The organism is Evtepia sp., assembly GCF_034090835.1.
Lineage (GTDB): Bacteria > Bacillota > Clostridia > Oscillospirales > Oscillospiraceae > Evtepia.
Genome location: NZ_JAXDRS010000023.1, coordinates 1 through 25121 on the forward strand (window position 1 = coordinate 1; position 25121 = coordinate 25121).

Annotated in this window: 28 protein-coding genes and 1 pseudogene; 15 read left to right on the forward strand and 14 right to left on the reverse strand. The window is 59.0% G+C overall.

Annotation, left to right across the window (positions count from 1 at the left end):
* On the forward strand, positions 1–348 hold a 348-nt coding region (locus SOR61_RS04485; RefSeq protein WP_320611480.1), incomplete at its 5' end, for a hypothetical protein.
* 234 nt (positions 349–582) lie between these two features.
* Positions 583–765: pseudogene (locus SOR61_RS04490) on the forward strand (alpha/beta-type small acid-soluble spore protein); the annotation flags it as partial.
* Positions 766–844: 79 nt separating this feature from the next.
* Here SOR61_RS04490 and SOR61_RS04495 read toward each other — a convergent pair.
* Entirely contained in the window at positions 845–2503 is a 1659-nt protein-coding gene (locus tag SOR61_RS04495) for a ribonuclease J (protein ID WP_320611481.1), read from the reverse strand.
* Between the two features lie 402 nt (positions 2504–2905).
* Here SOR61_RS04495 and SOR61_RS04500 point away from each other — a divergent pair, with 402 nt between their 5' ends.
* The 3 genes from SOR61_RS04500 to SOR61_RS04510 all read left to right on the forward strand — a co-directional run bounded on the left by SOR61_RS04500 (position 2906) and on the right by SOR61_RS04510 (position 4917).
* Complete coding sequence (locus SOR61_RS04500; RefSeq protein ID WP_320611482.1) at positions 2906–3238, forward strand: ArsC/Spx/MgsR family protein; 333 nt, start codon at positions 2906–2908, stop codon at positions 3236–3238.
* A 99-nt stretch (positions 3239–3337) separates the two neighbouring features.
* Complete coding sequence (locus tag SOR61_RS04505) at positions 3338–4345, forward strand: WYL domain-containing protein (protein WP_320611483.1); 1008 nt, start codon at positions 3338–3340, stop codon at positions 4343–4345.
* A 350-nt stretch (positions 4346–4695) separates the two neighbouring features.
* Positions 4696–4917, forward strand: coding sequence for a hypothetical protein (locus SOR61_RS04510; protein ID WP_320611484.1), 222 nt, complete (start codon positions 4696–4698; stop codon positions 4915–4917).
* 89 nt (positions 4918–5006) lie between these two features.
* On the opposite strand, the gene SOR61_RS04515 is transcribed toward SOR61_RS04510, so the two are convergent.
* The 8 genes from SOR61_RS04515 to SOR61_RS04550 form a co-directional block, all read right to left on the reverse strand.
* Positions 5007–5495 (reverse strand): hypothetical protein, encoded by a 489-nt coding sequence (locus SOR61_RS04515; protein WP_320611485.1) that lies wholly within the window; start codon positions 5493–5495, stop codon positions 5007–5009.
* 167 nt (positions 5496–5662) lie between these two features.
* Positions 5663–6571 carry an alpha/beta hydrolase gene (locus SOR61_RS04520; protein WP_320611486.1) on the reverse strand — a complete coding sequence of 303 codons (909 nt, stop codon included), beginning with the start codon at positions 6569–6571 and terminating at the stop codon, positions 5663–5665.
* Positions 6572–6693: 122 nt separating this feature from the next.
* On the reverse strand, positions 6694–7008 hold the full coding sequence (locus SOR61_RS04525; protein WP_320611487.1) for a hypothetical protein: 315 nt from the start codon (positions 7006–7008) through the stop codon (positions 6694–6696).
* Positions 6957–7682 carry a hypothetical protein gene (locus tag SOR61_RS04530; RefSeq protein WP_320611488.1) on the reverse strand — a complete coding sequence of 242 codons (726 nt, stop codon included), beginning with the start codon at positions 7680–7682 and terminating at the stop codon, positions 6957–6959. The genes SOR61_RS04525 and SOR61_RS04530 overlap by 52 nt, the downstream gene beginning before the upstream one ends.
* Positions 7683–7700: 18 nt before the next feature.
* Positions 7701–8537 carry a hypothetical protein gene (locus SOR61_RS04535; protein ID WP_320611489.1) on the reverse strand — a complete coding sequence of 279 codons (837 nt, stop codon included), beginning with the start codon at positions 8535–8537 and terminating at the stop codon, positions 7701–7703.
* 46 nt (positions 8538–8583) lie between these two features.
* A complete protein-coding gene (locus SOR61_RS04540) occupies positions 8584–9198 on the reverse strand; it encodes a TetR/AcrR family transcriptional regulator (protein WP_320611490.1) in 615 nt (204 codons plus the stop codon).
* 203 nt (positions 9199–9401) lie between these two features.
* Positions 9402–10238, reverse strand: coding sequence for an enoyl-CoA hydratase/isomerase family protein (locus SOR61_RS04545; RefSeq protein ID WP_320611491.1), 837 nt, complete (start codon positions 10236–10238; stop codon positions 9402–9404).
* Positions 10239–10354: 116 nt separating this feature from the next.
* Positions 10355–11575 (reverse strand): acyl-CoA dehydrogenase family protein, encoded by a 1221-nt coding sequence (locus tag SOR61_RS04550; protein ID WP_320611492.1) that lies wholly within the window; start codon positions 11573–11575, stop codon positions 10355–10357.
* A gap of 543 nt (positions 11576–12118) precedes the next feature.
* On the opposite strand from SOR61_RS04550, the gene SOR61_RS04555 reads away from it, so the two are divergent.
* The 5 genes from SOR61_RS04555 (at position 12119) to rsmI (ending at position 15826) form a co-directional block, all read left to right on the forward strand.
* Positions 12119–12973 carry a 3-hydroxyacyl-CoA dehydrogenase NAD-binding domain-containing protein gene (locus SOR61_RS04555; RefSeq protein ID WP_320611493.1) on the forward strand — a complete coding sequence of 285 codons (855 nt, stop codon included), beginning with the start codon at positions 12119–12121 and terminating at the stop codon, positions 12971–12973.
* Between the two features lie 160 nt (positions 12974–13133).
* Complete coding sequence (nrdG, locus tag SOR61_RS04560; protein WP_320611494.1) at positions 13134–13661, forward strand: anaerobic ribonucleoside-triphosphate reductase activating protein; 528 nt, start codon at positions 13134–13136, stop codon at positions 13659–13661.
* A 22-nt stretch (positions 13662–13683) separates the two neighbouring features.
* Entirely contained in the window at positions 13684–14325 is a 642-nt protein-coding gene (locus SOR61_RS04565; RefSeq protein ID WP_320611495.1) for a CoA pyrophosphatase, read from the forward strand.
* 3 nt (positions 14326–14328) lie between these two features.
* Positions 14329–14979 (forward strand): methyltransferase, encoded by a 651-nt coding sequence (locus SOR61_RS04570; protein WP_320611496.1) that lies wholly within the window; start codon positions 14329–14331, stop codon positions 14977–14979.
* Positions 14980–14989: 10 nt separating this feature from the next.
* On the forward strand, positions 14990–15826 hold the full coding sequence (gene rsmI / locus SOR61_RS04575) for a 16S rRNA (cytidine(1402)-2'-O)-methyltransferase (protein ID WP_320611497.1): 837 nt from the start codon (positions 14990–14992) through the stop codon (positions 15824–15826).
* 146 nt (positions 15827–15972) lie between these two features.
* On the opposite strand, the gene SOR61_RS04580 is transcribed toward rsmI, so the two are convergent.
* Positions 15973–16218: an AbrB/MazE/SpoVT family DNA-binding domain-containing protein gene (locus SOR61_RS04580; protein ID WP_320611498.1), complete on the reverse strand. Its 246-nt coding sequence runs from the start codon at positions 16216–16218 to the stop codon at positions 15973–15975.
* A 259-nt stretch (positions 16219–16477) separates the two neighbouring features.
* On the opposite strand from SOR61_RS04580, the gene SOR61_RS04585 reads away from it, so the two are divergent.
* Positions 16478–17050 carry a spore maturation protein A gene (locus SOR61_RS04585; protein WP_320611499.1) on the forward strand — a complete coding sequence of 191 codons (573 nt, stop codon included), beginning with the start codon at positions 16478–16480 and terminating at the stop codon, positions 17048–17050.
* A gap of 19 nt (positions 17051–17069) precedes the next feature.
* On the forward strand, positions 17070–17591 hold the full coding sequence (locus tag SOR61_RS04590) for a nucleoside recognition domain-containing protein (protein WP_320611500.1): 522 nt from the start codon (positions 17070–17072) through the stop codon (positions 17589–17591).
* Positions 17592–17674: 83 nt separating this feature from the next.
* On the opposite strand, the gene SOR61_RS04595 is transcribed toward SOR61_RS04590, so the two are convergent.
* Positions 17675–18121: a DUF3021 domain-containing protein gene (locus SOR61_RS04595; protein WP_320611501.1), complete on the reverse strand. Its 447-nt coding sequence runs from the start codon at positions 18119–18121 to the stop codon at positions 17675–17677.
* 11 nt (positions 18122–18132) lie between these two features.
* Positions 18133–18573: a LytTR family DNA-binding domain-containing protein gene (locus SOR61_RS04600; RefSeq protein ID WP_320611502.1), complete on the reverse strand. Its 441-nt coding sequence runs from the start codon at positions 18571–18573 to the stop codon at positions 18133–18135.
* A 124-nt stretch (positions 18574–18697) separates the two neighbouring features.
* On the opposite strand from SOR61_RS04600, the gene recG reads away from it, so the two are divergent.
* Positions 18698–20764: an ATP-dependent DNA helicase RecG gene (gene recG, locus SOR61_RS04605; protein ID WP_320611503.1), complete on the forward strand. Its 2067-nt coding sequence runs from the start codon at positions 18698–18700 to the stop codon at positions 20762–20764.
* A gap of 61 nt (positions 20765–20825) precedes the next feature.
* Here the strand turns inward: recG and SOR61_RS04610 are convergent, their stop codons facing one another.
* On the reverse strand, positions 20826–21491 hold the full coding sequence (locus SOR61_RS04610; RefSeq protein ID WP_320611504.1) for a hypothetical protein: 666 nt from the start codon (positions 21489–21491) through the stop codon (positions 20826–20828).
* Entirely contained in the window at positions 21491–21871 is a 381-nt protein-coding gene (locus tag SOR61_RS04615) for a PadR family transcriptional regulator (RefSeq protein ID WP_320611505.1), read from the reverse strand. The genes SOR61_RS04610 and SOR61_RS04615 overlap by 1 nt, the downstream gene beginning before the upstream one ends.
* A 197-nt stretch (positions 21872–22068) precedes the next feature.
* On the opposite strand from SOR61_RS04615, the gene SOR61_RS04620 reads away from it, so the two are divergent.
* Together SOR61_RS04620 and htpG are read left to right on the forward strand one after the other, a co-directional pair.
* Complete coding sequence (locus tag SOR61_RS04620) at positions 22069–22929, forward strand: hypothetical protein (RefSeq protein ID WP_320611506.1); 861 nt, start codon at positions 22069–22071, stop codon at positions 22927–22929.
* Positions 22930–23178: 249 nt separating this feature from the next.
* Entirely contained in the window at positions 23179–25086 is a 1908-nt protein-coding gene (htpG, locus tag SOR61_RS04625; RefSeq protein WP_320611507.1) for a molecular chaperone HtpG, read from the forward strand.
* Positions 25087–25121: the final 35 nt, after the last annotated feature.

Below are 25121 nucleotides of genomic sequence, written 5' to 3' on the forward strand. Positions count from 1 at the left end.
AGCCAGGGCGTTTCCGTGGTTGACATGGCATACCTCTACATCGGCGGCGATATGTTCGACACCACCCAGTACGCTTATGTCGTTGGCGGTTCTGCCCGTTACGAAGGCCACTACACTGCTGTTACTGTCAAGACCGCTGATGGTGAAAAGGAACTGACCAAGGACAATAAGCAGGTAACTGCATATAATGAGGACACCGGTCTCATCACGATTGACGGCGTCAACTACTATGTTGATACCACCAAGACCGATATCATCAACGTGAACGGCAACAAGCTCCAGGAAAAGGTTTATGTTGACTGCTTCGGTTCTGCAGGTGAGATCCTCGACCTGCTGGTGATCTACTAATCCCCAGTACAGTCAAATAATTTGGTTCTGAGGTCACTCTCATGAATCACATCCACCCCCGGGCTACGGCCCGGGGGTGTTCTTTATCCTGTACGGACGAATTGGCGATTTTACCGGAATTTACAGCCAGACGCAGCACATAACTTTTTCTCTTTGGGCCATCATAAGTCCCGGAACGATTCCTCATCGTTCTTTCTGAACGTTACAACGACCAATCAAAGGAGAAATATTGTTATGGCAAGCAACAAGTCTTCCGGCAGCAAGAAGATCATGGTCCCCGGCGCCCGCGCCGCAATGGAGCAGTTCAAGATGGAGGCGGCCATTAACCTGAAGAAGGGCTACAACGGCTCCCTGACCTCCCGTGAGGCTGGTTCCGTGGGCGGCCAGATGGTCAAGAAGATGATCCAGTCTTATGAACCGAGGAGTGATCCTGCGCCGGTACCGGGACGCAGCAGAAAAGGCTGGGAGGCCATGGTCTCCCAGCCTTTTGCTTTCGTTACACTTCCATGACCACAGGCAGGATCATGGGGTTGCGCTTGGTCTTCCGGTACAGGTACCGGGAGAGTTCCCCCTTCATGGCGGACTTGATGGTGGCCCAGTCGCTGATGTTGCGCACCTGGCAGGCCTCCAGGGCCTCCAGGGCCACCTCGCGGAGCTCTTCCATGAGGCTCTCGGACTCCTTCACGTAGACAAAGCCCCGGGTGATGATATCCGGGCCGGAGACCAGTTCGCCGGTCTCGCCGGACAGGGAGACCACCACCACGATCATGCCGTCCTGGGCCAGGTGGCGGCGGTCCCGCAGGACCACGCTGCCCACGTCGCCCACGCCGTAGCCGTCTACGAAGACCCGGCCGGAGGGCACGGTGCCGCCCAGCTGGGCGGAGTTGGCGGTGAGCTCGATGACCCGGCCCACGTCGCTGATGATGATGTTTTCCGGGGGAGTGCCCATCTCCTGGGCCACCCGGGCGTGGGTCTGCAGGTGGCGCTGCTCCCCGTGGACAGGGATGAAGAACTTGGGCCGAACCAGCGCATGGATGATCTTCAGCTCATCCTGGCAGGCGTGGCCGGAGACGTGGAGGGCGCCGGCGTTCTCGCTGACCACCTCGGCTCTCTTCCGATAGAGCTCGTTGATGATGTTGTTCACGGCGTTCTCGTTGCCGGGGATGGCCGAGGCGGAGATGATGACCCGGTCCCCCGCCTGGATCTCCACCTGCTTGTGGGTGGAGAAGGCGATGCGGAAGAGGGCGGACATGGCCTCGCCCTGGCTGCCGGTGGTGATGATGCAGATCTTATCCCGGGGGAGGGATTTGATGTGGTTGATATCCACCAGTACCCCCTGGGGGATCTCGGTGTAGCCCAGCTCTGTTGCCACCCGCATGGAGTTCTCCATGCTCCGGCCGGTGATGGCCACCTTGCGTCCGTATCGGGCCGCCACGTTGATGATCTGCTGGATCCGGTCCACGTTGGAGGCGAAGGTGGTCACGATGATCCGCTCCTTACAGCTCTTGAAGAGCTCGTCGAAGCTGGCCCCTACCGCCCGTTCGGAGCGGGTGTAGCCGGGGCGCTCCACGTTGGTGGAGTCGGCCAGCATGGCCAGGACCCCTTCCTTGCCCAGCTGGCCCAGGCGGGTCAGGTCCATGATCTTGCCCTTGATGGGGGTGGGGTCGATCTTAAAGTCCCCGGTGTGGATCACCGTGCCCACAGGGCTCTTGATGGCGAAACTCACTGCGTCCGCAATGGAATGGTTGGCGTGGATGAACTCCACCGAGAACTTTCCTGCGCGGATCACATCCCCTGCCTCGCAGGTCACCAGCTTGGTGGTGTCCAGCAGTTTATGCTCCTCCAGTTTCAGGTGCACCAGGCCGAGGGTCATACGGGTGGCGTAGATGGGTGCGTTGAAGGACCGCAAAACGTAGGGCAGGGCGCCGATGTGGTCTTCATGGCCGTGGGTCAGGAAGATGCCGCGGATCTTATCCTGGTTCTTGATGAGATAGCTCACGTCCGGGATCACCACGTCGATGCCGTACATATCATCGTCGGGGAAGCCCATACCCACGTCCACCACGATGATGTCGTTGCCATACTCGTAGACCGTGAGGTTTTTGCCGATCTCATTCAATCCGCCCAGGGCGATAATTTTCAGTTTTTCTGCCATAGTAACTCCTTTTCTTCAAATTCCCCGCCAGAAGACCCGGGCAAAATTTGGTGCAGTGACACAGAGGAAATGCCCGGCGCACCCTCTCGCCCTGTCCCGCGGAGGGTTTGCCCGGCTCTTCCCCATATGCCCCATGGTTTCGCCATGGCTTCTGTGGGTTATCTATGGATTCCGCATTGGCGGAAAATTCACGGTAAAAATGATGTCCGCTCCGCCCCGAAGGGAGAGATCTCCCCCCTTTGCTTCACAAGGACGGCCGCAGACACAGCCGAAAAATCATCGCTTATAGTATATCACAACTCCATGGAAAAGTATACATCTTTTTCTTTTCCTGGGCACAGGGCGGAATCTATGGTAGAATAGAACCAAAAACAAGCTCCCCCGGGAGCAGGGAGGATCGCCATGAATATTCAGATTTTCGGAAAACCCAAATGCTTCGACACAAAAAAGGCAGAGCGCTACTTTAAAGAGCGCCGCATCAAGTTCCAGGCCATCGACCTGGCCAGATACGGGATCAGCAAGGGGGAGCTCACCAGCGTTCTCCGGTCGGAGAAGTTCCCGGACATTGTAGACCCCAAGCACCCGGACGCCCCCCTGCTGCAATACCTGGCCTACGACCAGGACAAGATCCAGAAGATCCTGGACGACCCCACCTTCCTGCGTACCCCCATCGTCCGCAATGGCAAGCAGGCCACCGCAGGCTACCAGCCCGAGGTCTGGAAGACCTGGGAATGAGGGACCCATTTCGGGACAGGTCGGAAAACTGCCTCTTGCATGATTAGAACATATGTTCTATAATAATTTCACAACATCGTTTAAAGAGGAGGGACCACCATGGGAAAGCATGCCGACCAGCGAGACCGCACCTTGTGCCTCATGCGCATCCTGTATGAAGAGACCGACGAAAAGCACCCCCTTCCGCTGAGCGCTCTGCTGGCCCGTCTGGCCCGACAGGGCATCGCCGCAGAGCGGAAAAGCATCTATCGCGACATGGCCGCCCTGCGCAAGCACGGCGTCCACACAGAGTACCGCGCCGGGCTGGAAGGGGGCTGGTATCTGGCCAGCCGGACCTTTACCCCGGAAGAACTGCGGATGGTCATGGACGCCGTGGCCGTCTACCGCTGCCTGAACCCCGACGTGCGCGCCGGCCTGCTGGAAAAACTCGCCAGCCTCGCCCCGGCCTATCAGAGAAAGACGCTCCACCGCCCGGTGACGCTCCGGCCCGGCCGGGAAGAGGAGGAATTGCAAAAAGCCCTGGACCGCATCCACACCGCCTGCCAGACCCAGCGGGCCCTGAGCTTCCAGCCCTTTCTCTACACCCCCCTGGGCCGCAAAGAGCCCGACGGCCCCCGCCGGATGGTCAGCCCCAAGGCCGTCATCTGGGAGGAAGAAGGCTACCACCTTCTCTGCTGGGACCATCGGGGGAAAGCCGCCGAGGTCTTTCGGGTGGACCGCATGAGCGAGGTCCTGGTCACAGGGATGCCCGCCCAGGGCGACGAGCTCCAGCCGGAGATCTGGACCAAGGTCCCCTTCAGCCTGAACCCCCAGCGCAGAGAGCGGGTCCGCCTGCGCTGCCGGTCGGAGTTCGCCGGGGAGATCCTTGACCGGTTCGGCTCGGACACCAAGCTGGAGTCCGAACCCAACGGATTCACCGTCACTGTAGAGGTTGGGGTGGGCGGCGCCTTCTGGGGCTGGCTCACCCAGCATAGCGAAGAGGCCACCGTCGTCGCGCCCCCCTGGGCCGCAAAACTCTGGTCGGAACGCTGCCGCCCTCGTGTGTCCCCGGGGAGCCTGCGGGGCCGCAGTGACGGCCCCCTCTGGGGACAAAGTCAGGCAGTTTGACCCCATACCCCCCTGCTCATCGGGCAGAACAGGGGGGTTCCGTCGGGCGACAAAGAGAGAACCGAAACAGAAAACAAGGGGCAGAAAGGTGTACGCAAACGTTCCCGAAACAGGGCGGTCACACATATCATAGAATCTATCCAGAAAGGAGACGTTACTATGGCAAGCACCAACAAAACCACCCAGCTTCAGAGAACCGGTAGATCACCTCGGACCCGGTGCTCTGGGTGGACTTCAACGCAGACAACAGTAAGATCGACTCAGAGGTCAGCGCCCGGGCGATAGTCCGGTTGTAATCCTACACCATCAGTAGGTGCATCTCAGCCTTTCCCATCAACCTGACCGATTAGGTGCAGACCTATGTCTTCTTCTATCCTGTGACCTCCTCCACCAGCGCCTCCGGCGGCGTGGGGGGCTTCTGGTTTGCCCCCGGGGCATCTGGAACTGCCAGCGGGAGCTTCTCGTTCCCGGGGCTGAACCCCTATGACCTCAGCAGTCTGGAGTTCCGCTGCGGAGACTCCGCTACCTACCAGACCGAGACCACCTGCGACGGCTACGCCATTAAAAAGTAAATTGCGAAATAAAAAGCCCCCCCGGGCCGTAGCCCGGGGGGGTTGCGTCAGCGTATTGCTGGGTTGCTGGGTCGGCCCAATCTATTGGATTACTTGCCGTAAACCAGGTGGGTCAGGACAACAATGCCGTCAGAATCGGGAGCGACATCGGGAACCAGAACCATATCGCCCTGGGTGATGCTGGTCACCTGCTTGCCGTTCAGGGGATACATAGCGGTGTCGTTATTGACCTTGGAAGGGATGACCTGGGGCACACCGAAGATCGCTTGGACGTTGCTCAGGAAGAAGCCGGTGTACTTGAAGATGCCCAGGATGAGCAGGTAGAGGGTGACGGTGAGGATGAGGGCCCGCCGCCGGGGGCTCTTCTCCCGGGCGGACTGGATGAGCAGACCGCCTATCCAGCAGATAAAGACCATGCCAAGCAGAAGGAAGAGGTAACGGGGCCCGGACCAGCTGTAAAACACCAGAGAAAAGGCCAGCGTGGCAATATTTTTCGCCCTGGTTGATTTCAGGGCGATTTGAGAGACAAGATTCGCAGTGAGAAAGAGAAAGACGAAGAGCATACTGGCGAAAACCATGAGATCACTCCTGGCAGTTGAGATGGGCGCAGGGAAGAGAGGAAATTATTTTCCTCATAGTACCTTTCGTTGCACTATAGCTTTCGACAGGATTCAACATCATTCGACAACAAATGGAAAGAAAACGATGGATTCTGTAAAAACAAAATCCATCGTTTCAGCAGGGTTCAAAAGAGCAGGAACTGGGCCAGTTTCTCCATGGCGTCTGAGGACTGTTTAAGGGGGAACATTTGAAAAACATGCCAGAGTTCCGGCCAGCATTCCATCACGCAGGGGACCCCGTGGTCCAGCAGTTTCTGGTAGAGCCGCAGGGAGTCGGAGTAGAGCAGTTCCTTTCCGCCCACTTGGATGAGGGTGGGCGGAAGCCCCTGAAGGGGGGCGAAGAGAGGGGAGAACTTGGGGAGGCTCCAGTCCTGGTTGGGGGCGTAGGCAGCCCGGGCGGCGTGGATATAGTGGATGGTGAGCATGGGGTCGGCTTCCTGCTGAGTCTGGTAGGAGTGGCCGCTGGCGGTCATATCGGTCCAGGGGGAGAAGAGGACCAGCCGGCCGGGGAGCATCCGTTTGGTCTCCTTCAGGTGGAGGGCCAGGCAGAGGGCCAGGTTTCCGCCTGCGGAGTCTCCCACCAGAGCGACATCCTGGGCGCCGTAGCCCAGATACATCAGGTAATCCCAGGCGGCCAAGGCATCGTCCAGGGCGGCGGGGTAGGGGTGCTCCGGGGCCAGACGATACTCAAAGGAGAGAACATCCCGCCCGGTGACGCTGGACATCTTGGAGGACAGCACCCGGGCGTAGCCCAGGTTGCCGCTGATATACCCTCCCCCGTGGCAGTAGAGAATGACTTTTTTGGGGTCGTGTCCCCGTTCCGGGCGCACCCATGCCATGGGGAGGTGATGGAGAGAAAAGGGCTCCCAGTGGAAGCCAATGGGGGGCGTAATGAGACGGCCCAGAATATCCTGCCCCTTCCGCTGGCGCTCCAGTTCTTCCGGGGTCATGGATTCCGGGGTCGCTGCGGAGTGGACCGCCCGCAGGGCGGTCATCATAGCGTTGATGAGCTTGTGGTTGCGTCGGTCTTTCATACGGTGCCCTCGTTTCTATTTTATAAAAGGGTTTCTTGAGTCCAGTATACTACAAATTCCTTGCCGACGCACTAGTTTTTCAAAAAGAGACCCCGGCCGGTTTTCTCCGGTCGGGGTCCTGGTCACGCAGGGGAAAAGGTCAGGGGCTTCCCGTCATGGGATTCCAGCAGAAGGTCGCCGGTCACGTGGGTCACCGTGAGGGTGGAGCCCTGCCTGGTGATGGTGAAGATCCCCCAGAAGGGACCCAGTTCCGGGTTCCCCGCAGGGTTCATCTCAAACATCACCGACCCGGGGGAATACTGTCCCTGGGCGCTTTCCGAAATGACATAAAATGTGCCGCTGTATTTTCCCTGTGGCTGGTCTTTTGGGGGACCGTACCAGAAGGTCATCTTGGTGTCAGCGGCAAAGGACAGGCCGCAGGAGCCGTCCGAAGCCACCCAGTCCCCCAGAAAGTCGGTGGGCAGGGGGCCGGTATCCGGGCGGTAAGAGGGGCTGAAGTCCCGCAGCGTATCCCCCCTACCGGCAGGGCGACAGACCCGTCGCACAAGCTCAGGCTGGGGGCATAGGTGAGGGTCTGCCCACTGCTGTCTTTCAGGGTGATGAAGAGGTTGGGGATGATGTCGCTCTGGTTCCCAATGAGCAGGACGGGCTGTCCGTCCTGGCTGGAGAAGAGGACCTTCCCCGGTTCCTGCTGATAGTGGTTGCTCTCGTTGCAGATGAGTTCCTGGACGGTGAGGGAGACAGTCTCGTCCAGGGGGACCAGGCAGTAGACCTCATCGCCGGTTTGCTGGGTGATCCGATCCTCCGGGATGTTCCGCAGGAAAGGATAGGCCTCCAGGGATTCGTGCTGCAGCAGGGAATTCAGACCGCTGCGATCCCCCTGGGGAAGGGTACCCAGGAAGGCGATGGCACCGATGTTTCCATTCTCCTTCATTTCCTGCCGCAGCTTGGTCAGGGAGGCATCTTCCGGGGCGGGGTCGGGCTGGGAAGTGCCTGGGGGATCAGAAGGGGGAGTGGGGGTCTCCTCCGGGGTGGAGGGGGCGCCGCAGGCCGCCAGCGACAAGGCCAGCAGCAGCGCCAGACAACCCATGAGCCAGGGGCGGATTTTCATAGCAGGATCTCCTTTTTGTCAAGGTTCCGGGGATGTCAGCTGCAAGCTGGTGACGATCCCCTGGATGGTGGGGTTCCAGACCGCCTCCTGGCTGCCGCCGGTGAAGTAGAGGTAGGCGGCGAACATAGGATAGGTCTCGGTTCCCAGGTCGGAGCCGAACTGGACCAGCACTTCACTGTGCCAGCCGTCGTCGTCCTGATAGACGATGGAGCAGGCGGGGTATCCGGCGACGGTAAGGTCACCGGTCTCATAGTTTTGGTAGTCGGGATGGGAGGCTTTTTCGTCGAACCCTGCGAGCCATTTGTCCACCCGTTCCTGGGAATCCAGCTTGGTCACCCAGCCCTTTACTCCGTCGTCGGAGTAGAGATCAGAGAGACCGGCCGGGTCCTGATGGAAACGGTCAGAAGGGTAACGGACGGTATAGAGGTCGCCGTAGCAGGAGAAGACCGAGGTGCCGGCCTTTTCCTGCTGGGTCACCTGCTGTCTGGCCAGGGCCTCAGAGCCGTCTTTCATAAAGGTGTAGGTCATGCCCATCATGTCAAGGGTGATGGTGTCGTCTTTCAGGGTACCGGTGCCCACGGTTTCTCCCCCCATGGTGAGGGTGATGGCGGTCCCGTCCAGGCGCCAGGTCCCTTCGTCCGGCTCTTCGGAGAGGAAAAGGGACATTTTCCACTGGTCGCTGAGTTTGAGCCATTTCTTTCCTGGGGTCATGGGCACCTGGTCCATCTGCATGGCGGTGCAGAGATAGGTCCCCAAGACCGCCTGGGGAGGGGGAGATTTGGCCTGCCTGCCGGAGCAGGCGGGCAGGAAGAGAACCGTCACCAAGGCAAGAAGGAGACAGAGGGAGCGTTTCATAGGGCGATCAATCCTCGTTTCGTGTGGCGCGGCGGAGGAAGGTGGGTCAGCGGTTGGTGGGATTCAGAATGGAATCGATGACAGCGCGTCCGCCGCCGTAAGAGATTTCGGAGGCTGCTTCTGCGACTTCCTCCAGGTCAAACTCGGGGTGCTTCAGCCACTCTACGTAGAGGGCGGTGATCCCGGAGGCCACGTACTCGGAGTAGAGGTTGAGCTTGACGGGGGAGACGGAAGAGACAGCCAGATGCTCGCTGTATTTTTCGTTAAAGAAGGCTTTCATGCAGGCCTTCAGCTTGTCATGAAAGAAGCCGTACTGGTCAGAGACGGCCAGCCGGTGGTAGAAGGCGGGGTTTTGGTTGAGGAGGTCGTTGATTTTCCGGAAGAGGGGAAGGGCGTCAAAGGAGGAGGTCAGCAGTTCGCACTCCTCTACCATCTGTCCTACGCAGCCCAAAAACTCATCCTGGATTTCGGTGAGCACGTCGAAAATAGACTTATAGTGCAGGTAAAAGGTTTTGCGGTCAATGTCAGCCCGCTGTGCCAGCTCCTTGATGGTGATTTTCTCGATGTTTTTTTCCATGATCAGAGCGGTGAACGCGTCTCGAATGCGCCCTTTGGTACGGATTTGGCGGCGATCCAGTTTTTTCTCGTGTTTTTGTTGCATAGTTCCAGGTCCTTTCTTTGGCGCGTATCCAACGGGAAAAAGAATAGCCTACGGCTTATATGTACTATAATTCACGCATGTTGAAAAGTCAACATCATTCCTTGGATTTGTTGGAGAAAGGAGCGGAAAAGGGAAAACCGCCTCCGACGGAGTCGGAGGCGGTTGAAAAAGCGGATAAGCCGCAAGAGAAGATAACGATAAAATTATCTCTCTTCGATCCAGTGCTTGCCGATGGGATCCAGGTTGGGATCCTTGTTCATGTTGTGAGCAATCATCAGAGTCTGGTTGCGGTTCTCAACATGCAGGGCATTCTCGAAGCCGGAAGCGTCGACGTTGCAGCGCATAGCTTCCTTGGTCAGGCGGACAGCCATGGGGTCCTTAGCAGCGATGACGCGAGCCAGTTCCAGGCCAGCGGGCATCAGGGAAGGACGATCCTCGACAACCTTGGTCACCAGGCCCAGGTTCCAAGCTTCGTCAGCGTTGATGAAGTTGCCGGTCAGCATCATCTCGTATGCACGGCCGGTGCCGATCAGACGAGGCAGCTGATAGGAGGAGCACATATCGCAGCCGCCGATACCCACGTTAGCATAGAAGCAGGAGAAACGAGCGGTCTTGGTGCAGATACGGATGTCGGAAGCCATAGCCAGGGAGAAGCCGCCGCCAGCGGAGACGTTATCAACCAGAGCGATCCAAGCCTGAGGAGTCTGGGTCATCTTCAGCTCCAGCTCGCCGAGCTTGATCTGATAAGCATAGAAGCCGGGGACGGTCTTCTCATACTCGTCCAGGCCCTGCTTAACGTCCAGGCCAGCGCAGAAGCCCTTGGACTCGTCGCCGCCGTACAGGAGGACAACACGGACGTTGTAGAAGTCTTCCTTCAGTCTTTCGCACAGGTCGGTCAGCTCAGCGACCAGAGTGTGGGACAGAGCGTTGTAAGCCTTAGGTCTGTTCAGGGTGACCTTCATGATGTTGGGCTCGACCATCTCGGTCAGCAGAGTCTCATAGGTAGGATAAGTAACGACCTGCGGATATTCGATCTTCATGATAATCAATCCTCCATATAAATTTTTGGCCAGAGGCCATAATCCTTATTTGCTTACGTCAGCCGGCCCTTGCGGGCCGACTGGCGAAAGAAATACAAAGTAAGTGCTGAGAGAGATTAGTTGGTGTTGCCGTTCTGAGCGACGTACATACCGTGGATGAGGTACTGGATGTCGCCGGAGCCCTCGATGTTGGGAGCAACAGCAGCGTCTCTCAGGAAGCGCTCTGCCTGGTACTCGTCGCAGACACCGTAAGCGCCCATAGCGTTGACAGCCATGGTAGCGACCTTGGTAGCGGTCTCAGCGGCATAACCCTTAGCCTGAGCGGTACGAGCCTGAACAGCGCGCATCACATCGATGTCGTCGGGCTCGAAGTGGTTGTGGTCGCAGTAGTCAGCAGCTTCCAGCAGCAGCAGCTCAGCAGTGTGAGCATAGGTCAGCATGGTGGACAGACGCAGCTGAGTGGTGGGGAACTTGGTGATGGACTTGCCGCGGTGCAGCTTTTCCTGGCAGTACTTCAGAGCGATGTCAGCAGCACCCAGAGCGGTACCAACGAACACGGCGGTGAAGCCCAGCTTACCATAAGCGGTGGTGCCCAGCAGCTGAGTGAAGCCGTCGCCGGGCTTGCCCAGGATCTGGTCCTCGGTGACCTTCACGTCGTCCAGGAAGATGTCATAGACCTCGGAGCCGCGATAGCCGATCTTCTCCCAGGGGGAGGAGATGGAGTAGCCTTCGCAGAACTTGTCGATCACCAGACCGGTGACCAGGTCCTTGCCGGACTCCTCGTCCTTCAGCAGAGCGAACAGCACGCAGGGGCCGTCATAACCAGCGTTGGAGATGAAGCGCTTCACGCCGTTCAGCTTATAGGTGCCGTCAGCCTGCTTCTCCAGGCGGGTCTTCAGCATCTTGGGGTCGGAGCCGGTCTCGGGCTCAGTGAAAGCGAAGGAGACGGTCTGCTCGCCGGTGCAGCAGGGAGCCAGATACTTTTCCTTCTGCTCGGGGTTAGCATACAGGTCCAGAGCTTCCAGGCCCAGGATGTACACGTCCAGGCACTTACCGACGGAGGGAGAAACGCGGCTCAGTTCCTTGATGACGATAGCCTGCTCCACGTGGCCCATGCCCAGTCCGCCGTATTCCTCGGGGAAGCTGATGCCGATGAAGCCGCACTCTGCCAGCTGCTGATGGATGTCGTGGGGCAGCTGGGGATGGGACTGGCCATTGCTGACCTGAACCATTTCGCCTTTTTCGATCTCCTCGATGCGGGGCAGCAGGACGGATTCAGCAAAGTCCTTGGCAAGGTCATGAATCATCTGCTGGTCTTCGTTCAGTTTGAATTCCATGTAAAATTCCTCCTGTAAAAATAATTCTTACGTAAACAGGCATTCGTCAATATTGCCTGGGCACGAGAAGAATGCCCACAGCAATATCTTAGAACGGGCAACTTCTACGCCGTTATTATATCATAAGAAACCAAAGGGCACATGCCACATATTGATTATTTTTCTCATAAACCGTACTTAATAGGTACTATCTGCGGAGGGGGCTTCCCGGGGAAAATAATCAAAATTGATAAAAAATGCAGGAACCATTGCACGAAAATTACTAAAAAAAAAGGAGAAGCATCCGGGGAGAGCGCATAAGGCCATAACCAGGGAAGAAACTGTGAAAATGTAAAAAAGCCTCTTGACGAAACACGGTTCTTCCTGTAAGATAAGACAAACCAAAAAGGAGATCCTGGTGGTGCGGCTTTATCCGAAGGAGGAGTCGTTCCCTTTTTTTCCGGGAGGAAACCGGCATGCCCAGGGGATCCGGTGAAGCTGATTATGATACGTTTCCTGCAAGGAGACGATATATTTTCAATGTGTATAAGGAGTTGCTGAAACATGGAAGTGAAAGTTGTTGGCGTATACGGCGCTGGTACAATGGGACGAGGCATCGCACAGGTTGCCCTGCAGGGCGGCTACGACGTCGTGCTGTACAACCACAGAACCCCCACCCTGGAAAAGGGCGTGGCAGGCATCAAGCACAACTTTGAGAAGAAGATCTCCAAGGGTAAGCTCACCCAGGAGCAGGCCGACGCATGGATGGGCCACCTGAAGGCGACCACCGACCTGAACGACCTGAAGGACGTGGACATCGTCTTTGAGGCTATGGTGGAAGACATGGAGCTGAAGAAGGACGCCTTCGCCAAGATGGCACCTGTCATCAAGCCCGAGGCGATTTTTGTTTCCAACACCTCTTCTCTGAGCATCACGGAGCTGGCCGCCGCTTCCCAGCGTCCCGAAAAGTTCCTGGGCATGCATTTCTTCAGCCCTGTGCCCGCCATGAAGCTGGTGGAGATCATCAACGCTTACGACACTTCCAAGGATACCATCGAGACCGGCAAGGAAGTTGCTGTTCGTTTCGGCAAGGAGTTCGTTACCGTCTCCGACGTGCCCATGTTCATTGCCAACCGCGTCATGTGCCCCATGATGAACGAGGCTGCCATCCTGGCCGGCGAGAACGTGTGCTCCTACGAGGACATCGACAAGGCCTGCGAGCTGGGCTACAACCTGCCCATGGGTCCCCTGAAGCTGGCTGACGCCATCGGCATCGACGTGATGATGATGGTCATGGAGTCCCTCTATCAGGAGACCGCCGACTCCAAGTATCGCCCCGCTCATATGTACAAGGTGCTCTACCGCGCCGGCCGTCTGGGCCGCAAGACCGGCAAGGGCTTCTACGACTACACCAAGTAAGAAACCGGCGCAGACCGGAGAACCAGCGGCGCCGCCTCAAACCGAGGCGGCGCCGTGTTTTTGTTGTCTCTTGCAAGGAAGTATGGTAGGATAAAAAATACGATTGCCCGGCGCAAGAGACTTGCCGGGGCAAACAGAAAGGAAGGAGGGACTTGCAGCGATGCGCATTGCCAACGTAGTGAATGATTCCATCGTGGATGGCCATGGACTTCGTTTTACCGTGTTCACCCAGGGCTGTCCCCACCATTGCCCGGGATGCCACAATCCCGACACCCATGATCCCGCCGGAGGGCGGGAAGCCTCTCAGGAAGAGCTGCTGGCAGCCATGGAGAAGAATCCTCTCATCGAGGGGTTGACCCTGTCAGGGGGAGAGCCCTTCCAGCAGGCAGAGGCCTGTGCGGCGCTGGCTGCGGCGGTCCGCCAAAAGGGCTGGAACGTCTGGACCTACACCGGGTACCGATACGAGACCCTGCTGGCCGCAGGGGACCCCCATTGGGATGCCCTGCTGCGGCAGACCGATGTGCTGGTGGACGGGCCCTTTCTCCAGGAGGAGAAATCCTATGAGCTGCACTTCCGGGGCAGCCGGAATCAGCGGCTCATTGACGTGCCGGCCAGTCTGGCCCAGGGGAAGGTGATCCTCTGGGAGGAACAGGATGTTCTGGCCCAGTTTACGGTGCCGGAGTCCTGAGCATCAAAAGGGAGGAGACGACATGACACCGGAGGAGATGAAAACCTATTTTCAGCACCGGGAGCTGGGGGTGCAGGGGGCGGCAGGAGAGTACGCCATCCTGGTCCCCCTGGTGGAGCGGGAGGGGACCCTCTGTCTGCTCTTTGAGACCCGGGCCTCTACCCTGGTGGGCCACCAGCCCAGCGAAGTCTGTTTCCCCGGGGGCCGGCGGGAGCCGGGAGAGAAGCCTGTGGAGACGGCCTTGCGGGAGACCTGGGAGGAGATCGGCATTCCTGCGGAAGAGATCGAGATCCTGGCGCCTCTGGACGTGATGCAGGACATCAGCGACCGGGTGGTCTATCCCTTCCTGGGCAAGATCTCCCCCAAAGGGGTGGCGGAGATGGCGGTGAGCCGGGCCGAGGTGGCGGATGTGTTTTTTGTCCCCCTGGAGGTGCTCATGGACTATGAGGAGGAGGTCTACCGCTACCGGGTCTCCGCCCAGGTAGACGATGGGTTCCCTTACGAGCGGATCGGGTTTCCCCGCACCTATCCCTGGCGCACCGGATGGATGGATGTGCCCATTTACCAGTACGAGGGACATACCATCTGGGGCATGACCGGGCGTATGGTCCGGTGGCTGGTGAAAGAGCTGCGGACCATGCAGGAAGGAAACGAGGAGGGATGAGCTGTGGAGAGCAGGGAATATCTGGGACAGTACACCCTGACCCAGTCAGATGAATATTTCAAGCTGGGCCGGGACAGCGTCCTTCTCTCCCGGTTCTGCACCCTTCGGCCCAACTGGATGGTATGTGACCTGGGATGCGGCGTAGGGTCCCTGCTCCTGCTGCTGTCCCAGCGGGAGGAACGGCTGCACCGGGTCGGGATTGAGCAGAACCCGGGGGCAGCGGACCTGGCCCGGCGGAACCTGACGGAAAATGGTCTGGAGGGGGAGGTCCTCACCGGAGACCTGCGAGACAGCTCTTTGCTGCCGGGGGATCGGTTTCACCTGGTGGTGTCCAACCCGCCCTATTTCCGGGCGGGATCGGGAAAATCCGGAGGAATGGCCCGGATGGACGACACCTGCTCGGTGACCGAGCTGTGCCGCAGCGCGGGACGGCTGGTGCGCACCGGCGGACGGTTTGCCCTGGTGTACCGGCCGGAGCGGTTGGCGGAGCTCTTTGCTGCGCTGTTGGAAGCACGCATCCAGCCCAAGCGGATGCAGCTGCTGTCCTACCGGATCGACCACAGCCCCTATGCGGTGCTGGTGGAAGGGGTCAAGGATGGGGGACCGGGGTTGGAGATCCTTCCCACCCACTATCAGGAGCAGACAGGGAAATAGGAGGAACACCATGGCAGGAACATTGTATTTGGTCGCCACTCCCATTGGAAACCTGGGAGATCTGACCTTCCGGGGGGTAGAGACCTTAAAGCAGGTGGATTTCATCGCAGCGGAGGACACCCGCGTCACCGTGAAGCTGCTGAACCACCTGGAGATCAAGAAACCAATGGTCAGTTATTACCGGCACAACACCGGGACCCGGGGGGAAGAACTGATCGCCCGCCTGCTGGCGGGGGAGAGCTGCGCACTGGTCACCGACGCCGGAACCCCGGCCATCAGCGACCCGGGGGAAGAGCTGGTGGCCCAGTGCGCCCAGCACGAGATCCCCGTGGTTCCGATTCCCGGAGCTTGCGCTTTTGTCAACGCCCTGGCAGTGTCGGGGCTGCCCACCGGCCGGTTTACCTTTGAGGGCTTTCTGGCCATGAACAAGAAAAACCGCCGGAGCCACCTGGAGAGTCTGGTGGGGGAGACCCGGACCATGATTTTCCACGAGGCACCCCATAAACTGCCTGCTACCTTAAAAGACTTGCGGGAGGCCTTTGGGGCAGACCGGCGGATCAGCCTCTGCCGGGAGCTCACCAAGCTCCATGAGCAGGTGTGGCGGACCACCCTGGGAGAGGCGGCGGACCACTACGCCCAGACCCCGCCCAAGGGGGAATTCGTGCTGGTAGTGGAAGGGGCGCCCCAGCAGGAGAAGGAAAGCTACACCCTGGAAGAGGGACTGGAACAGGTGGAGAAGCGGCTGGAGGAAGGGACCTCTCTGCGGGACGCGGTGAAGCAGACTGCGGCGGCCATGGGACTGTCCCGGAAGGCCCTGTATGATCTGGCAGTGTCTCGAAAGGACTGAGTGGTCCGCTCCCTTTTCTGATAAAAAATGACAAATACAGAGCGTATAATTCAATAACCCTCTGGAGATTCCCGGAGGAAAGAACAGGAAGGGCACATTCCCGGTGGGGAATGTGCCCTTCCTGTATGGGGAGATGGGAAGACAGCTTACTTATTATGCTGGAGTTCTTTCAGGCAATGGACGCAGATGTTTTTGCCTTTGAAGACGGTGATATCTTTGGCGCTGTCGCAGAAGATACAGGCAGGTTGATATTTTTTCAGCATAATGGAGGAGCCATCCACATAGATCTCCAAGGAATCTTTTTCAGCGATGTTTAAGGTGCGGCGCAGCTCGATGGGCAGGACGATACGGCCCAGTTCATCGACTCTGCGGACAATACCTGTGGATTTCATAGAGAAGCACATCCTTTCGTGTCAGCTGTTTTGTCTCTCTCTTTTTGCCGTGGGGGCCCAAAGGGGGCGGCCACGACAAAAACAGCCAAAAACTACAAAAAACTCATGGAAACAATTTGATTATAACAAAACGTATTTAGAAGTCAATCGAAAAATGTCGCTTATTCGGAAAACAGGAAAAAGAAGGAAGAACATGATTTCCAGTTCTGCTGCATAATCTTGGAAAACAGGAAGGGAAGTCCGGAAGGAGGAGACGAGGATGGCAATGACAGTGATCTGGACCGGGATGACCGCCCTGTCCCTGGTATGCGGCCTGGCCTTGGGGAAGGCGGATGCCCTGGCGCCCGCCGCCCTGGAGGGGGCGGCGTCAGGGGTGGAACTGGCCATCTCCATGGCGGGGGTGCTCTGCCTGTGGATGGGGGTGATGGAGGTGATGCAGCGAGCGGGGCTGGCGGAAAAGCTGGCCAGGCTGCTGCGCCCGGTGCTGGGCCGGTTGTTTCCGGACTTTGCCAGAGACCGCGGGGTGATGGACACCCTGGCGGCCAACGTATCGGCTAATCTGCTGGGATTGGGCAACACAGCCACGCCCCTGGGAATCGAGGCGGCCCGGCGGATGGGCCGGCGGACGCCGGGGGTAGCAGGTGACAGTTTGTGTATGGTGTGCAACACAGCTTCCATCCAGCTCATTCCCACCACCGTGGCGGCGGTTCGGATGGGGGCGGGGTGTGCGACCCCCTTTGATCTATTGCCAGCGGTCTGGGTGACCTCGGCCCTGTCTGTGGTGACGGGGATTTTAGCGGCGAAAGGGTTTTCCCGGGTTTGGCGGGACTGACGAAGGAGAGGGAGAGAGCATGAAGCCGTTGCTGGACCTTTTGGTGCCCGGGATCATTGCAGGGGTCTCCTGCTATGGCATGGCGAAAGGAGTGGACGTATACGAGGCCCTGTTGGAGGGGGCGGCCCGGGGCTTGGAGATCTTACTGCGCATCCTGCCGGCGCTGGTGACGCTGCTCACGGTGGTGGCCATGCTGCGGGCGTCGGGTGCGCTGGAGCTGGCAGCCCAGTGGATGGAGCCGGTGCTCCGGTGGGTGGGCATCCCTCCGGAGACGGTGGGACTGATGATGGTGCGGCCCATCAGCGGCAGCGCGGCCCTGGGGGTGGGCTCGGAGCTCATCACCACCTATGGCCCGGACTCCCTGGTGGGGCGGACGGCAGCGGTGATGCTGGGGTCCACCGAAACCACCTTTTATACCATTGCCGTGTATTTTGGCGCTACGGGGATCAAAAAGACCCGGTATGCGGTGCCGGCCGCTCTGTGCGCGGACCTGGCGGGATTCTTTTTTGCCTCCCTCACCGTCCGGCTGTTTATGGGATAAGTTGAGTCTGGCGGCGGGGTGTGGTAGAATGGAGGGCAAAGAAAAGGCGGACACGGGATTCGTGTCCGCTGTAAGCGAGGTGCTTATGGGAGAGTCTGGTTCAGCCGATGGATTCGACGGCGCCAGGCAAAGTACTGGGCCAGCCAGACCACCAGAAAGATGGCGGTAAAGAGGCCGGCGTAAGAGAGTACACCGATCACAGAGTGCGCCATCCAGTGGGTCAGGTAGGCCACCGGGAGCATGGCCAGGCTGGTCAGCAGAAAGTACAGGCCGGTCTGCTTCAGGATGCTCCAGGTTTCCATGTCCCAGATGACCGAGGCCCCGGCGAAGACGGCGCCCAGCAGGCCGCACAAGGCGGTTTGCAGGGTCACTGCTTTGAGTTCGCTTCCCACGGCCTGGACCATGGCGGGAACGCAGGCGGCGTAGTATTCTCCGGAGAACACCCAGGAGGAAAGAATGGAGATCAGGGTCCCCAGGGCGATGCCCAGGGGGATACCCAGCAGAATACGAGAAAGTAAGGTCTTTTTCATGGTGTGTCACCTCATAGTCCAAAGCGCTGTTTGAGTTTGGAGACGTACCGCCGGGAGACGTACGTGGTGGTCCCGTTGAGAAACCGGACGCAGATGGTCCCGGCAAGGCTCAGGTCAAAGCCCTTGACCTGGTGCAGGTTGATGAGTTCCGACTGGGAGATGCGGGCAAAGCGGGGGGCTTGCAGCCGCTGTTCTGCCTCGTAGAGGCGGAGCCGGAGCTGGAACTCTCCCTCGGCGGTCACCGCGAAGAGTTTTCCAGCGGCGGTGTAGACCCTTATGATCTCCTCTGGCCGAAGCAGGGTCATGGTGTCTCCCTGGAAGCCCGGCAGGGCGTCCAGGACGGGTGCGGAGAGGGTTTGCAGGATGGCGCTGCATTCGTCGGTCATCTGGTTGGTGCAGAGGATGAGTTTGGGTTCGGTACAGGACGGGTCGATTTTTACTTCGATCTGCATGGGATCCCCTCCTTTTGGTGTTCTCATGGTACAGGAAAAGGGCCGCGTTGTCACGGGCAAGGCCCTAAGTGGTTGATTTTTCACGGTAAGTGGTCGCTGCCATTCTATCACGGAGGAAAGGACGGTGTCTATGGAAGGTCTGACGCTGCATACCCCCCTGTCTGCCCTCACCGGGGTGGGCCCCGCCAGGGAGAAGGCCCTGGACAAGCTGGGGCTGCGCACAGTGGGCGATCTTTTGTCCTACTTCCCCCGGGAGTATGAGGACCGGACGGTACGGGAAGGCATCGCCTTGCTCCCGCTGGAGGAACCGGTGTGCTTTCCTGCCCTGGTGGCAGAGCCCTTCCGCACCAGTTACATCCGCAAGGGGATGGAGCTTACCAAGGGCCGCCTGGTGGACGGAACCGGCCAGGTGGCCGTGACTTTTTTTAATCAGAGTTATGTGGCCAAGGCCCTGCACCCCGGAGAGACCTACTATTTCTATGGAAAGCTGTCCGGAGCGGGGCTGCACCGGCAGATGACCAACCCGGTGTTCGAGCGGGAGGGGCATCAGGTGCATACAGGTGGTATTGCCCCGGTCTATCCTCTCACCGCCGGTGTGACCAATCGGCTGATGATTGGCTGGCAGCGGGAGGCGGCCACTTGTCTGCCCCAGATCCAGGAGACCCTGCCGGAGAAGGTGCGGCGGGCCTGCGGATTGATCCCCGGGCCCAAAGCCTACGAAGCCATCCACTTCCCCTCCTCCTGGGAAGAACTGTCCAAGGCCCAGCGGCGTCTGATGTTTGAGGAACTCTTCTGCCTGAATCTGGGCTTGCGGCTCATTCGGGGACACCGGAGCCGGCAGAAGGCAGTCCCCTTTGTGCGGCAGAATCTTGCCGCCTTTTTGGAAAAGCTCCCCTTTCCCCTCACCGGCGCCCAGCGCCGGTCGGTGGAGGAGGCGGCGGGGGATTTGCAGCGGCCTACCCCTATGAACCGTCTTTTGCAAGGGGACGTGGGATCGGGAAAAACGGTGGTGGCTGCCGCCTGCGCTTTTTTGGCCTGGGAGAACGGCTGCCAGACCGCCCTCATGGCCCCTACGGAACTGTTGGCCCGGCAGCACCTTCGCACCATGGAGACGCTTCTGGAAGGGACAAACATCCGGTTGGGGCTGCTCACCGGGTCCATGACCCCGGCCCAGAAGCGGCGGACCTGGGAAGCTGCGGCTTCCGGGGAGGTGGACCTGCTGATCGGTACCCATGCCCTGCTCAGCGAGCCAGTGTCCTTTTCCAACCTGGGCCTGGTCATCACCGACGAGCAGCACCGGTTTGGGGTGGGTCAGCGGGCGGCCCTCTCTGGAAAGGGAGTGGGAGACCTGGTGCCCCATGTGCTGGTCATGTCGGCCACGCCCATCCCTCGGACCCTGGCGCTCATGATCTATGGGGATCTGGACCTGTCGGTGATCGACCAGCTTCCCCCCGGCCGCACCCCGGTGGAGACCTTCCTCATTGGGGAGGACAAGCGGCAGCGGCTCTATGGTTTTGTACGTAAGCAGGTGGCCCAGGGACGACAGGTGTACATTGTCTGCCCTGCGGTGTCCGAGGAGGACACCAAGGGCAGGAAGGCAGTGGAGCAGTACGGCAGGCAGCTGCGGGAAGAGGTCTTTCCCGACCTCTCCGTGGCCATCGTCCACGGACAGCAGAAGGCCCGGGAAAAGCAGAGCGTTATGGAGGCCTTTGCAGCCGGGCAGGTGGATGTGCTGGTCTCCACCACGGTCATCGAGGTGGGGGTGGACGTTCCCAACGCCACTTTAATGATCGTGGAGAACGCCGACCGGTTTGGCCTCAGCCAGCTTCACCAGCTGCGGGGCCGGGTAGGCCGGGGACAGCATCACTCCTATTGTATTTTAATTTCCGATAACCACAGCGAAACCACCCGGAAACGGCTGAAAACCATGACCGCCACCAACGACGGTTTTGTGATCGCCGAGGAGGACTTAAAGCTCCGGGGCCCGGGGGACTTCTTCGGGGCCCGGCAGCACGGTTTGCCCCAGCTGAAACTGGCCAGCCTGGAAGGGGACTTGCGGCTGCTTCACCAGGCCCAGGACCAGGCCAAGACCCTGCTGGAGGAGGACCCGGGGCTGGTGCGTCCGGACCACCAGGCCCTGCGCAGCCGGGTGGAGAAATTGTTCCAGGTCAGCGGCGACACCATGAACTAAACAGGACCAACGGACGAAAAAACCGCCGTTCCAACGTTTCGGGTTGGGACGGCGGTTTTGGTTACGGAGGGGAGAGGGGGTCCTGGGAGACCAGGAGCCGCAATTCTAAGGAGAGAGCCACAGGGGAGAGCTGGAAGAAGATCACATGTTCCCCTGGTTTGGCGTCGTTCACAGTAAGGACGTGGGTGGCTTCCGGGGGGATCACCGCGTTGTGTTCCTGCTTCCGGTCCTGGTAGGCAATGATCAACCGCAGCTCCACCGGGTTGGGGTTGCGGATCTCAATTTGGTAGGCTTTGTCCTCTTTGGCCTGTTCCCAGCGCAGGGAGCTGGACACGAAGGGGGACTGATAGCAGTTGTACTGCTGGGCGGAAGGCAGGTCCTGGGGGAGTTCTCCGGCGGTGAGAGAAAAGGTTTTCTCTGGCTGGCTGCCCTGGAGAAGGAACAGTCCCACCGCCAGCAGCAGAGCGGCGCATCCCGCCAACCCCCAGAGAAGGACCCTTTTCCGGGAGAGTGGTTTGGGCAGATCGGGCAGGGACTGGGTCAGGGTTTGCGCCATCTCATCCGGGGAACCGAAGGCGCCCACCAGGTCATCATACGTGGGCTGGGGAATCTCCTCTGTCAGGGGAAAGAGGGACTGGCGGAACTCCTCCAACACCAATTTGCGCAGCTTGCGCCCCCGGGGCAGGGCGTGGAGCAGCTCCTTTTCATAGCGGGAGAGGGGGGACATCAGGCTTCCTCCTTTCCGGAGAGAATGTGGTTGATGCCCAGGAAGAAGCACTCGTAGGTTTCCAGCAGGGCGGACAGATGGGCGCGTCCTTCCGGGGTGATGGTATAGTACTGGCGCAGCCGCCCGTCGGGGGCGGTCTTTTTTTCGGACTCTTTCAGATAGCCTGCTCGGGTGATGCGGTAGATGGCGGCGTAGGGAAAGACCACGGACAGGGCGCCGTGGCTGCGTGCCTCCAGCAGGGGGGACAGCTCCCCAATGTAGTGTTCTTTCTCGCTGAAGAGAAAGAGGATGAGCAGCTCGGTCAGGGCTTTTTTCAGGTTTTCTTCAAAGCTGGTGACCGGCTGGGCGGGCATCTCCTGCTCCTGGGGTTTCTTGCCCATGGCCCCTCTCCTCCTTCCTCTGGTTTGGTACCCTCACTATAGCACAGGGAAGGGGTCTTGTGAATCTTTTTCAAAGACAAATTTTTTTATTGACAAAAAAGTTGCTCCATGGTATGGTGACAGTAGAAAGGGGAGGCCATCCCCTGCATAGAAAACCCACCCCCGTATCGTGTTAGAATCGACAGGAGGGATGTTTTATGAAAAAGCGAATGGTATGTTGGACCCTTTTGGCGGCCTTTCTTCTCCTGGCGGGGTGCTCCGTCCATCCGGAGGAACCCAAGGAGACCCTAGACCCTCTGCTGGCCCAGGAACTGAACGTATCCTCGGAGATGGCGGAGAAACTGGCCTCCGGCATCCAGACGGTGGACCAATGGGCGGAGGGGGAGCAGGCCAAGCTCCACGTGCGCCAGACCTTTGGCAACTGCCAGGAACTGTATGTGCTCTATGACGTCACCTTTGCAGAGGGGATCGATCCCGAGGGGGAGAACGTTTATATGGAAGGCGCACGATTCACCGACGAGAAATGGATTCGTGCGGAGAGCCACCAGTCGATCAAGCGGGAGGGTCAGACGGTCACCTATCTGACCTATCTCGCCCGGACCTACGGCGCCTGGGAAGACAGGCCCTACACCTTTGAGGTAGGCCCCCTGCGGCAGAGCAGCAGCGGTACCGACCCGGCCTCCTGGGCGGTGCTGGCAGAGGCGGTGCAGGTCTCCTGGACGCCTAAGAACACCGGGGAGGTCTGGAAAGGGACCATCCTCTCCCAGGAAGGAGAGGACTTGGGTCTGGTCACCCTCTCGCCCTTCGGCATGTATTATCTTCTCTCCTCCTCCCGACAGCCCAGCTATGACGCCCTGGAAGCCACGGTGAAACTGACCAACCAGGAGGGGGAAGATATTCCTATCTATTCCTTTGGCGGAAGCCACAGCAAGGGAACGCGAGGAGGAGAAGCGGTCCTGCTGAGCGTCAGGGGGGACTATCTGTTCCCGGAAGTGATGGACCTGTCCCAGGTGAAGAGCCTGTCCATTGACGGGCATACCGTGACCTTTGACCGGTAAAGAGGGACAACAGTGGGGGCGGGCTGCTGGGAGCGTTGAGGCGATCCAGGCCCTTGGCCTCCCGGCGGACTTTCTGTAAGAGCCTCCTGCCAGGGGGCGTAAGTGACAAAAACCCCGGAGGAATTAGCACCGGGAACGGTAAAGTGAAAAAATTGAAAAAAGGACTTGCTTTTTTGGGCAAGGGGATGCATAATAGGGTTAGCACTCAGGGGTTCTGAGTGCTAACCCTATGTTTGGAGGCAATTACAAATGGAAAAGAAACAATTTAAAGCCGAGTCTCAGCGGCTGATGGATCTCATGATCAATTCCATTTATACCCATAAGGAGATCTTTCTCCGTGAAATCATTTCCAACGCCAGCGACGCTGTGGACAAGCTGGCCTACCGTTCCCTCACCGACGACAAGGTGGGTCTGAACCGGGAAGACTTTCAGATCGTGGTGGTGCCCGACAAAGAGGCCCGCACCCTCACCGTGTCCGACAACGGCATCGGCATGACCCAGGAGGAGATGGAGAACAACCTGGGTACCATCGCCAAGAGCGGCTCCCTGCAGTTTAAGAAGGAGACCGAGGACGCAGACGACGCAGAACTGGACATCATCGGCCAGTTTGGCGTGGGCTTCTACTCTGCCTTTATGGTAGCCAGCAAGGTGACGGTGATCTCCAAGACCTACGAGTCTGACACCGCTTTCCGCTGGGAGTCCGAGGGCGTGGACGGCTACACCATTGAGCCCTGTGAGAAGGAGACCGTGGGTACCGACGTCATCATGACCATCAAGGAGGATGGGGAAGAGGAGTCCTACAAGGAGTATCTGGACCCCTATCACCTGTCCAACCTTATCAAGAAGTATTCTGACTACATCCGTTATCCTATCCGCATGGAGATGGAGCACAGCCGCCAGAAGCCCAAGCCCGAGGATGCCGGCGAGGACTACAAGCCCGAGTACGAGCAGGTGAAGGAATGGGAGACCATCAACTCCATGGTGCCCATCTGGCAGCGTCCCAAGAGCAAGGTCACCCAGGAAGAGTACAATGAGTTCTACAAGGGCAAGTTCGGTGACTGGCAGGACCCGGTGCTCACCATCCACGTGGCCGCAGAGGGTAACTTTGAGTACAAGGCCCTGCTGTATGTGCCCAGCCAGGTGCCCATGCATTACTACTCCACCGAGTATAAGAAGGGCCTGCAGCTGTATTCCTCCGGGGTCATGATCATGGAGAAGTGCCCCGATCTGCTGCCTGACCATTTCAGCTTCATCCAGGGTATCGTGGATACCCCCGACGTCTCCCTGAACATCTCCCGTGAGATGCTCCAGCACGACCGCCAGCTGAAGGTGATCGGCAGCAACATCGAGAAGAAGATCAAGAACGAGCTGGTGAAGCTCATGAAGGATGACCGGGAGAAGTATGAGAAGTTCTGGTCCTCCTTTGGGATGCAGTTTAAGTATTCCCTCATGAATGCTTATGGTCAGAACCGGGATACCATCCGGGACCTGCTGCTGTTCTGGTCCTCCAAGGAGAACAAGCTCACCTCCCTCCAGGAGTATGTGGACCGGATGCCCGAGTCCCAGGATAAGATCTACTATGTGTGCGCCGACAGCGTGGAGCACGCCGCCAAGATGCCCCAGGCCGAGCGGGTGCTGAAGGCAGGCTACGAGGTGCTCTACCTCACCGTGGACGAGGACGAGATCGTCCTGCAGATGCTGGAGAACGTGAAGGACAAGCCCTTCGTCTCCGTGTCTGACGAGAACGCCCTGCCGGTCACCGACGCAGAGAAGGCCAGCGTGGAGCAGGCAGAGAAGGACCACAAAGAGGTGCTGGAGTTTGCCCAGGAGACCCTGAAGGATCAGGTGTCCAAGGTGCGTCTGTCCAAGATCCTCCAGAGCGGTTCCGTGTGCCTCACCGCAGAGGGCCCCGTGACCCTGGAGATGGAGAAGTACTTCCGCAAGATGCGCACTGACTTCCCCATGCAGGCCCAGCGGGTCTTGGAGCTGAACCCCGCTTCCGATGCCTTCCAGGCTCTGTGCCGGGTCTACGAGACCGACAAGGAGAAGGCCGCCACCTACGTGGAGGTCCTGTACAACCAGGCCCTTATCATTGCGGACCTGCCTCTGCCGGACCCTGCCCGGTACGCAGAGCTGGTGTGCAGCCTCATGGCATAACACATATCTCTAACCGGACCCATCGCCGGGGGCAT

What these genes read in the sequence shown, in the direction of transcription:
- SOR61_RS04530 (WP_320611488.1), bottom strand. Translation starts at nt 7,682, where the DNA reads ATGAAAATCCGCCCCTGGCTCATGGGTTGTCTGGCGCTGCTGCTGGCC.
- SOR61_RS04515 (WP_320611485.1), bottom strand. Translation starts at nt 5,495, where the DNA reads ATGGTTTTCGCCAGTATGCTCTTCGTCTTTCTCTTTCTCACTGCGAAT.
- SOR61_RS04600 (WP_320611502.1), bottom strand. Translation starts at nt 18,573, where the DNA reads ATGCAGATCGAAGTAAAAATCGACCCGTCCTGTACCGAACCCAAACTC.
- htpG (WP_320611507.1), top strand. Translation starts at nt 23,179, where the DNA reads ATGGAAAAGAAACAATTTAAAGCCGAGTCTCAGCGGCTGATGGATCTC.
- SOR61_RS04550 (WP_320611492.1), bottom strand. Translation starts at nt 11,575, where the DNA reads ATGGAATTCAAACTGAACGAAGACCAGCAGATGATTCATGACCTTGCC.
- SOR61_RS04500 (WP_320611482.1), top strand. Translation starts at nt 2,906, where the DNA reads ATGAATATTCAGATTTTCGGAAAACCCAAATGCTTCGACACAAAAAAG.
- SOR61_RS04555 (WP_320611493.1), top strand. Translation starts at nt 12,119, where the DNA reads ATGGAAGTGAAAGTTGTTGGCGTATACGGCGCTGGTACAATGGGACGA.
- SOR61_RS04565 (WP_320611495.1), top strand. Translation starts at nt 13,684, where the DNA reads ATGACACCGGAGGAGATGAAAACCTATTTTCAGCACCGGGAGCTGGGG.
- SOR61_RS04620 (WP_320611506.1), top strand. Translation starts at nt 22,069, where the DNA reads ATGAAAAAGCGAATGGTATGTTGGACCCTTTTGGCGGCCTTTCTTCTC.
- SOR61_RS04520 (WP_320611486.1), bottom strand. Translation starts at nt 6,571, where the DNA reads ATGAAAGACCGACGCAACCACAAGCTCATCAACGCTATGATGACCGCC.
- rsmI (WP_320611497.1), top strand. Translation starts at nt 14,990, where the DNA reads ATGGCAGGAACATTGTATTTGGTCGCCACTCCCATTGGAAACCTGGGA.
- SOR61_RS04495 (WP_320611481.1), bottom strand. Translation starts at nt 2,503, where the DNA reads ATGGCAGAAAAACTGAAAATTATCGCCCTGGGCGGATTGAATGAGATC.
- SOR61_RS04585 (WP_320611499.1), top strand. Translation starts at nt 16,478, where the DNA reads ATGGCAATGACAGTGATCTGGACCGGGATGACCGCCCTGTCCCTGGTA.
- nrdG (WP_320611494.1), top strand. Translation starts at nt 13,134, where the DNA reads ATGCGCATTGCCAACGTAGTGAATGATTCCATCGTGGATGGCCATGGA.
- SOR61_RS04610 (WP_320611504.1), bottom strand. Translation starts at nt 21,491, where the DNA reads ATGTCCCCCCTCTCCCGCTATGAAAAGGAGCTGCTCCACGCCCTGCCC.
- SOR61_RS04615 (WP_320611505.1), bottom strand. Translation starts at nt 21,871, where the DNA reads ATGGGCAAGAAACCCCAGGAGCAGGAGATGCCCGCCCAGCCGGTCACC.
- SOR61_RS04535 (WP_320611489.1), bottom strand. Translation starts at nt 8,537, where the DNA reads ATGAAACGCTCCCTCTGTCTCCTTCTTGCCTTGGTGACGGTTCTCTTC.
- SOR61_RS04505 (WP_320611483.1), top strand. Translation starts at nt 3,338, where the DNA reads ATGGGAAAGCATGCCGACCAGCGAGACCGCACCTTGTGCCTCATGCGC.
- SOR61_RS04540 (WP_320611490.1), bottom strand. Translation starts at nt 9,198, where the DNA reads ATGCAACAAAAACACGAGAAAAAACTGGATCGCCGCCAAATCCGTACC.
- SOR61_RS04595 (WP_320611501.1), bottom strand. Translation starts at nt 18,121, where the DNA reads ATGAAAAAGACCTTACTTTCTCGTATTCTGCTGGGTATCCCCCTGGGC.
- SOR61_RS04580 (WP_320611498.1), bottom strand. Translation starts at nt 16,218, where the DNA reads ATGAAATCCACAGGTATTGTCCGCAGAGTCGATGAACTGGGCCGTATC.
- SOR61_RS04590 (WP_320611500.1), top strand. Translation starts at nt 17,070, where the DNA reads ATGAAGCCGTTGCTGGACCTTTTGGTGCCCGGGATCATTGCAGGGGTC.
- SOR61_RS04545 (WP_320611491.1), bottom strand. Translation starts at nt 10,238, where the DNA reads ATGAAGATCGAATATCCGCAGGTCGTTACTTATCCTACCTATGAGACT.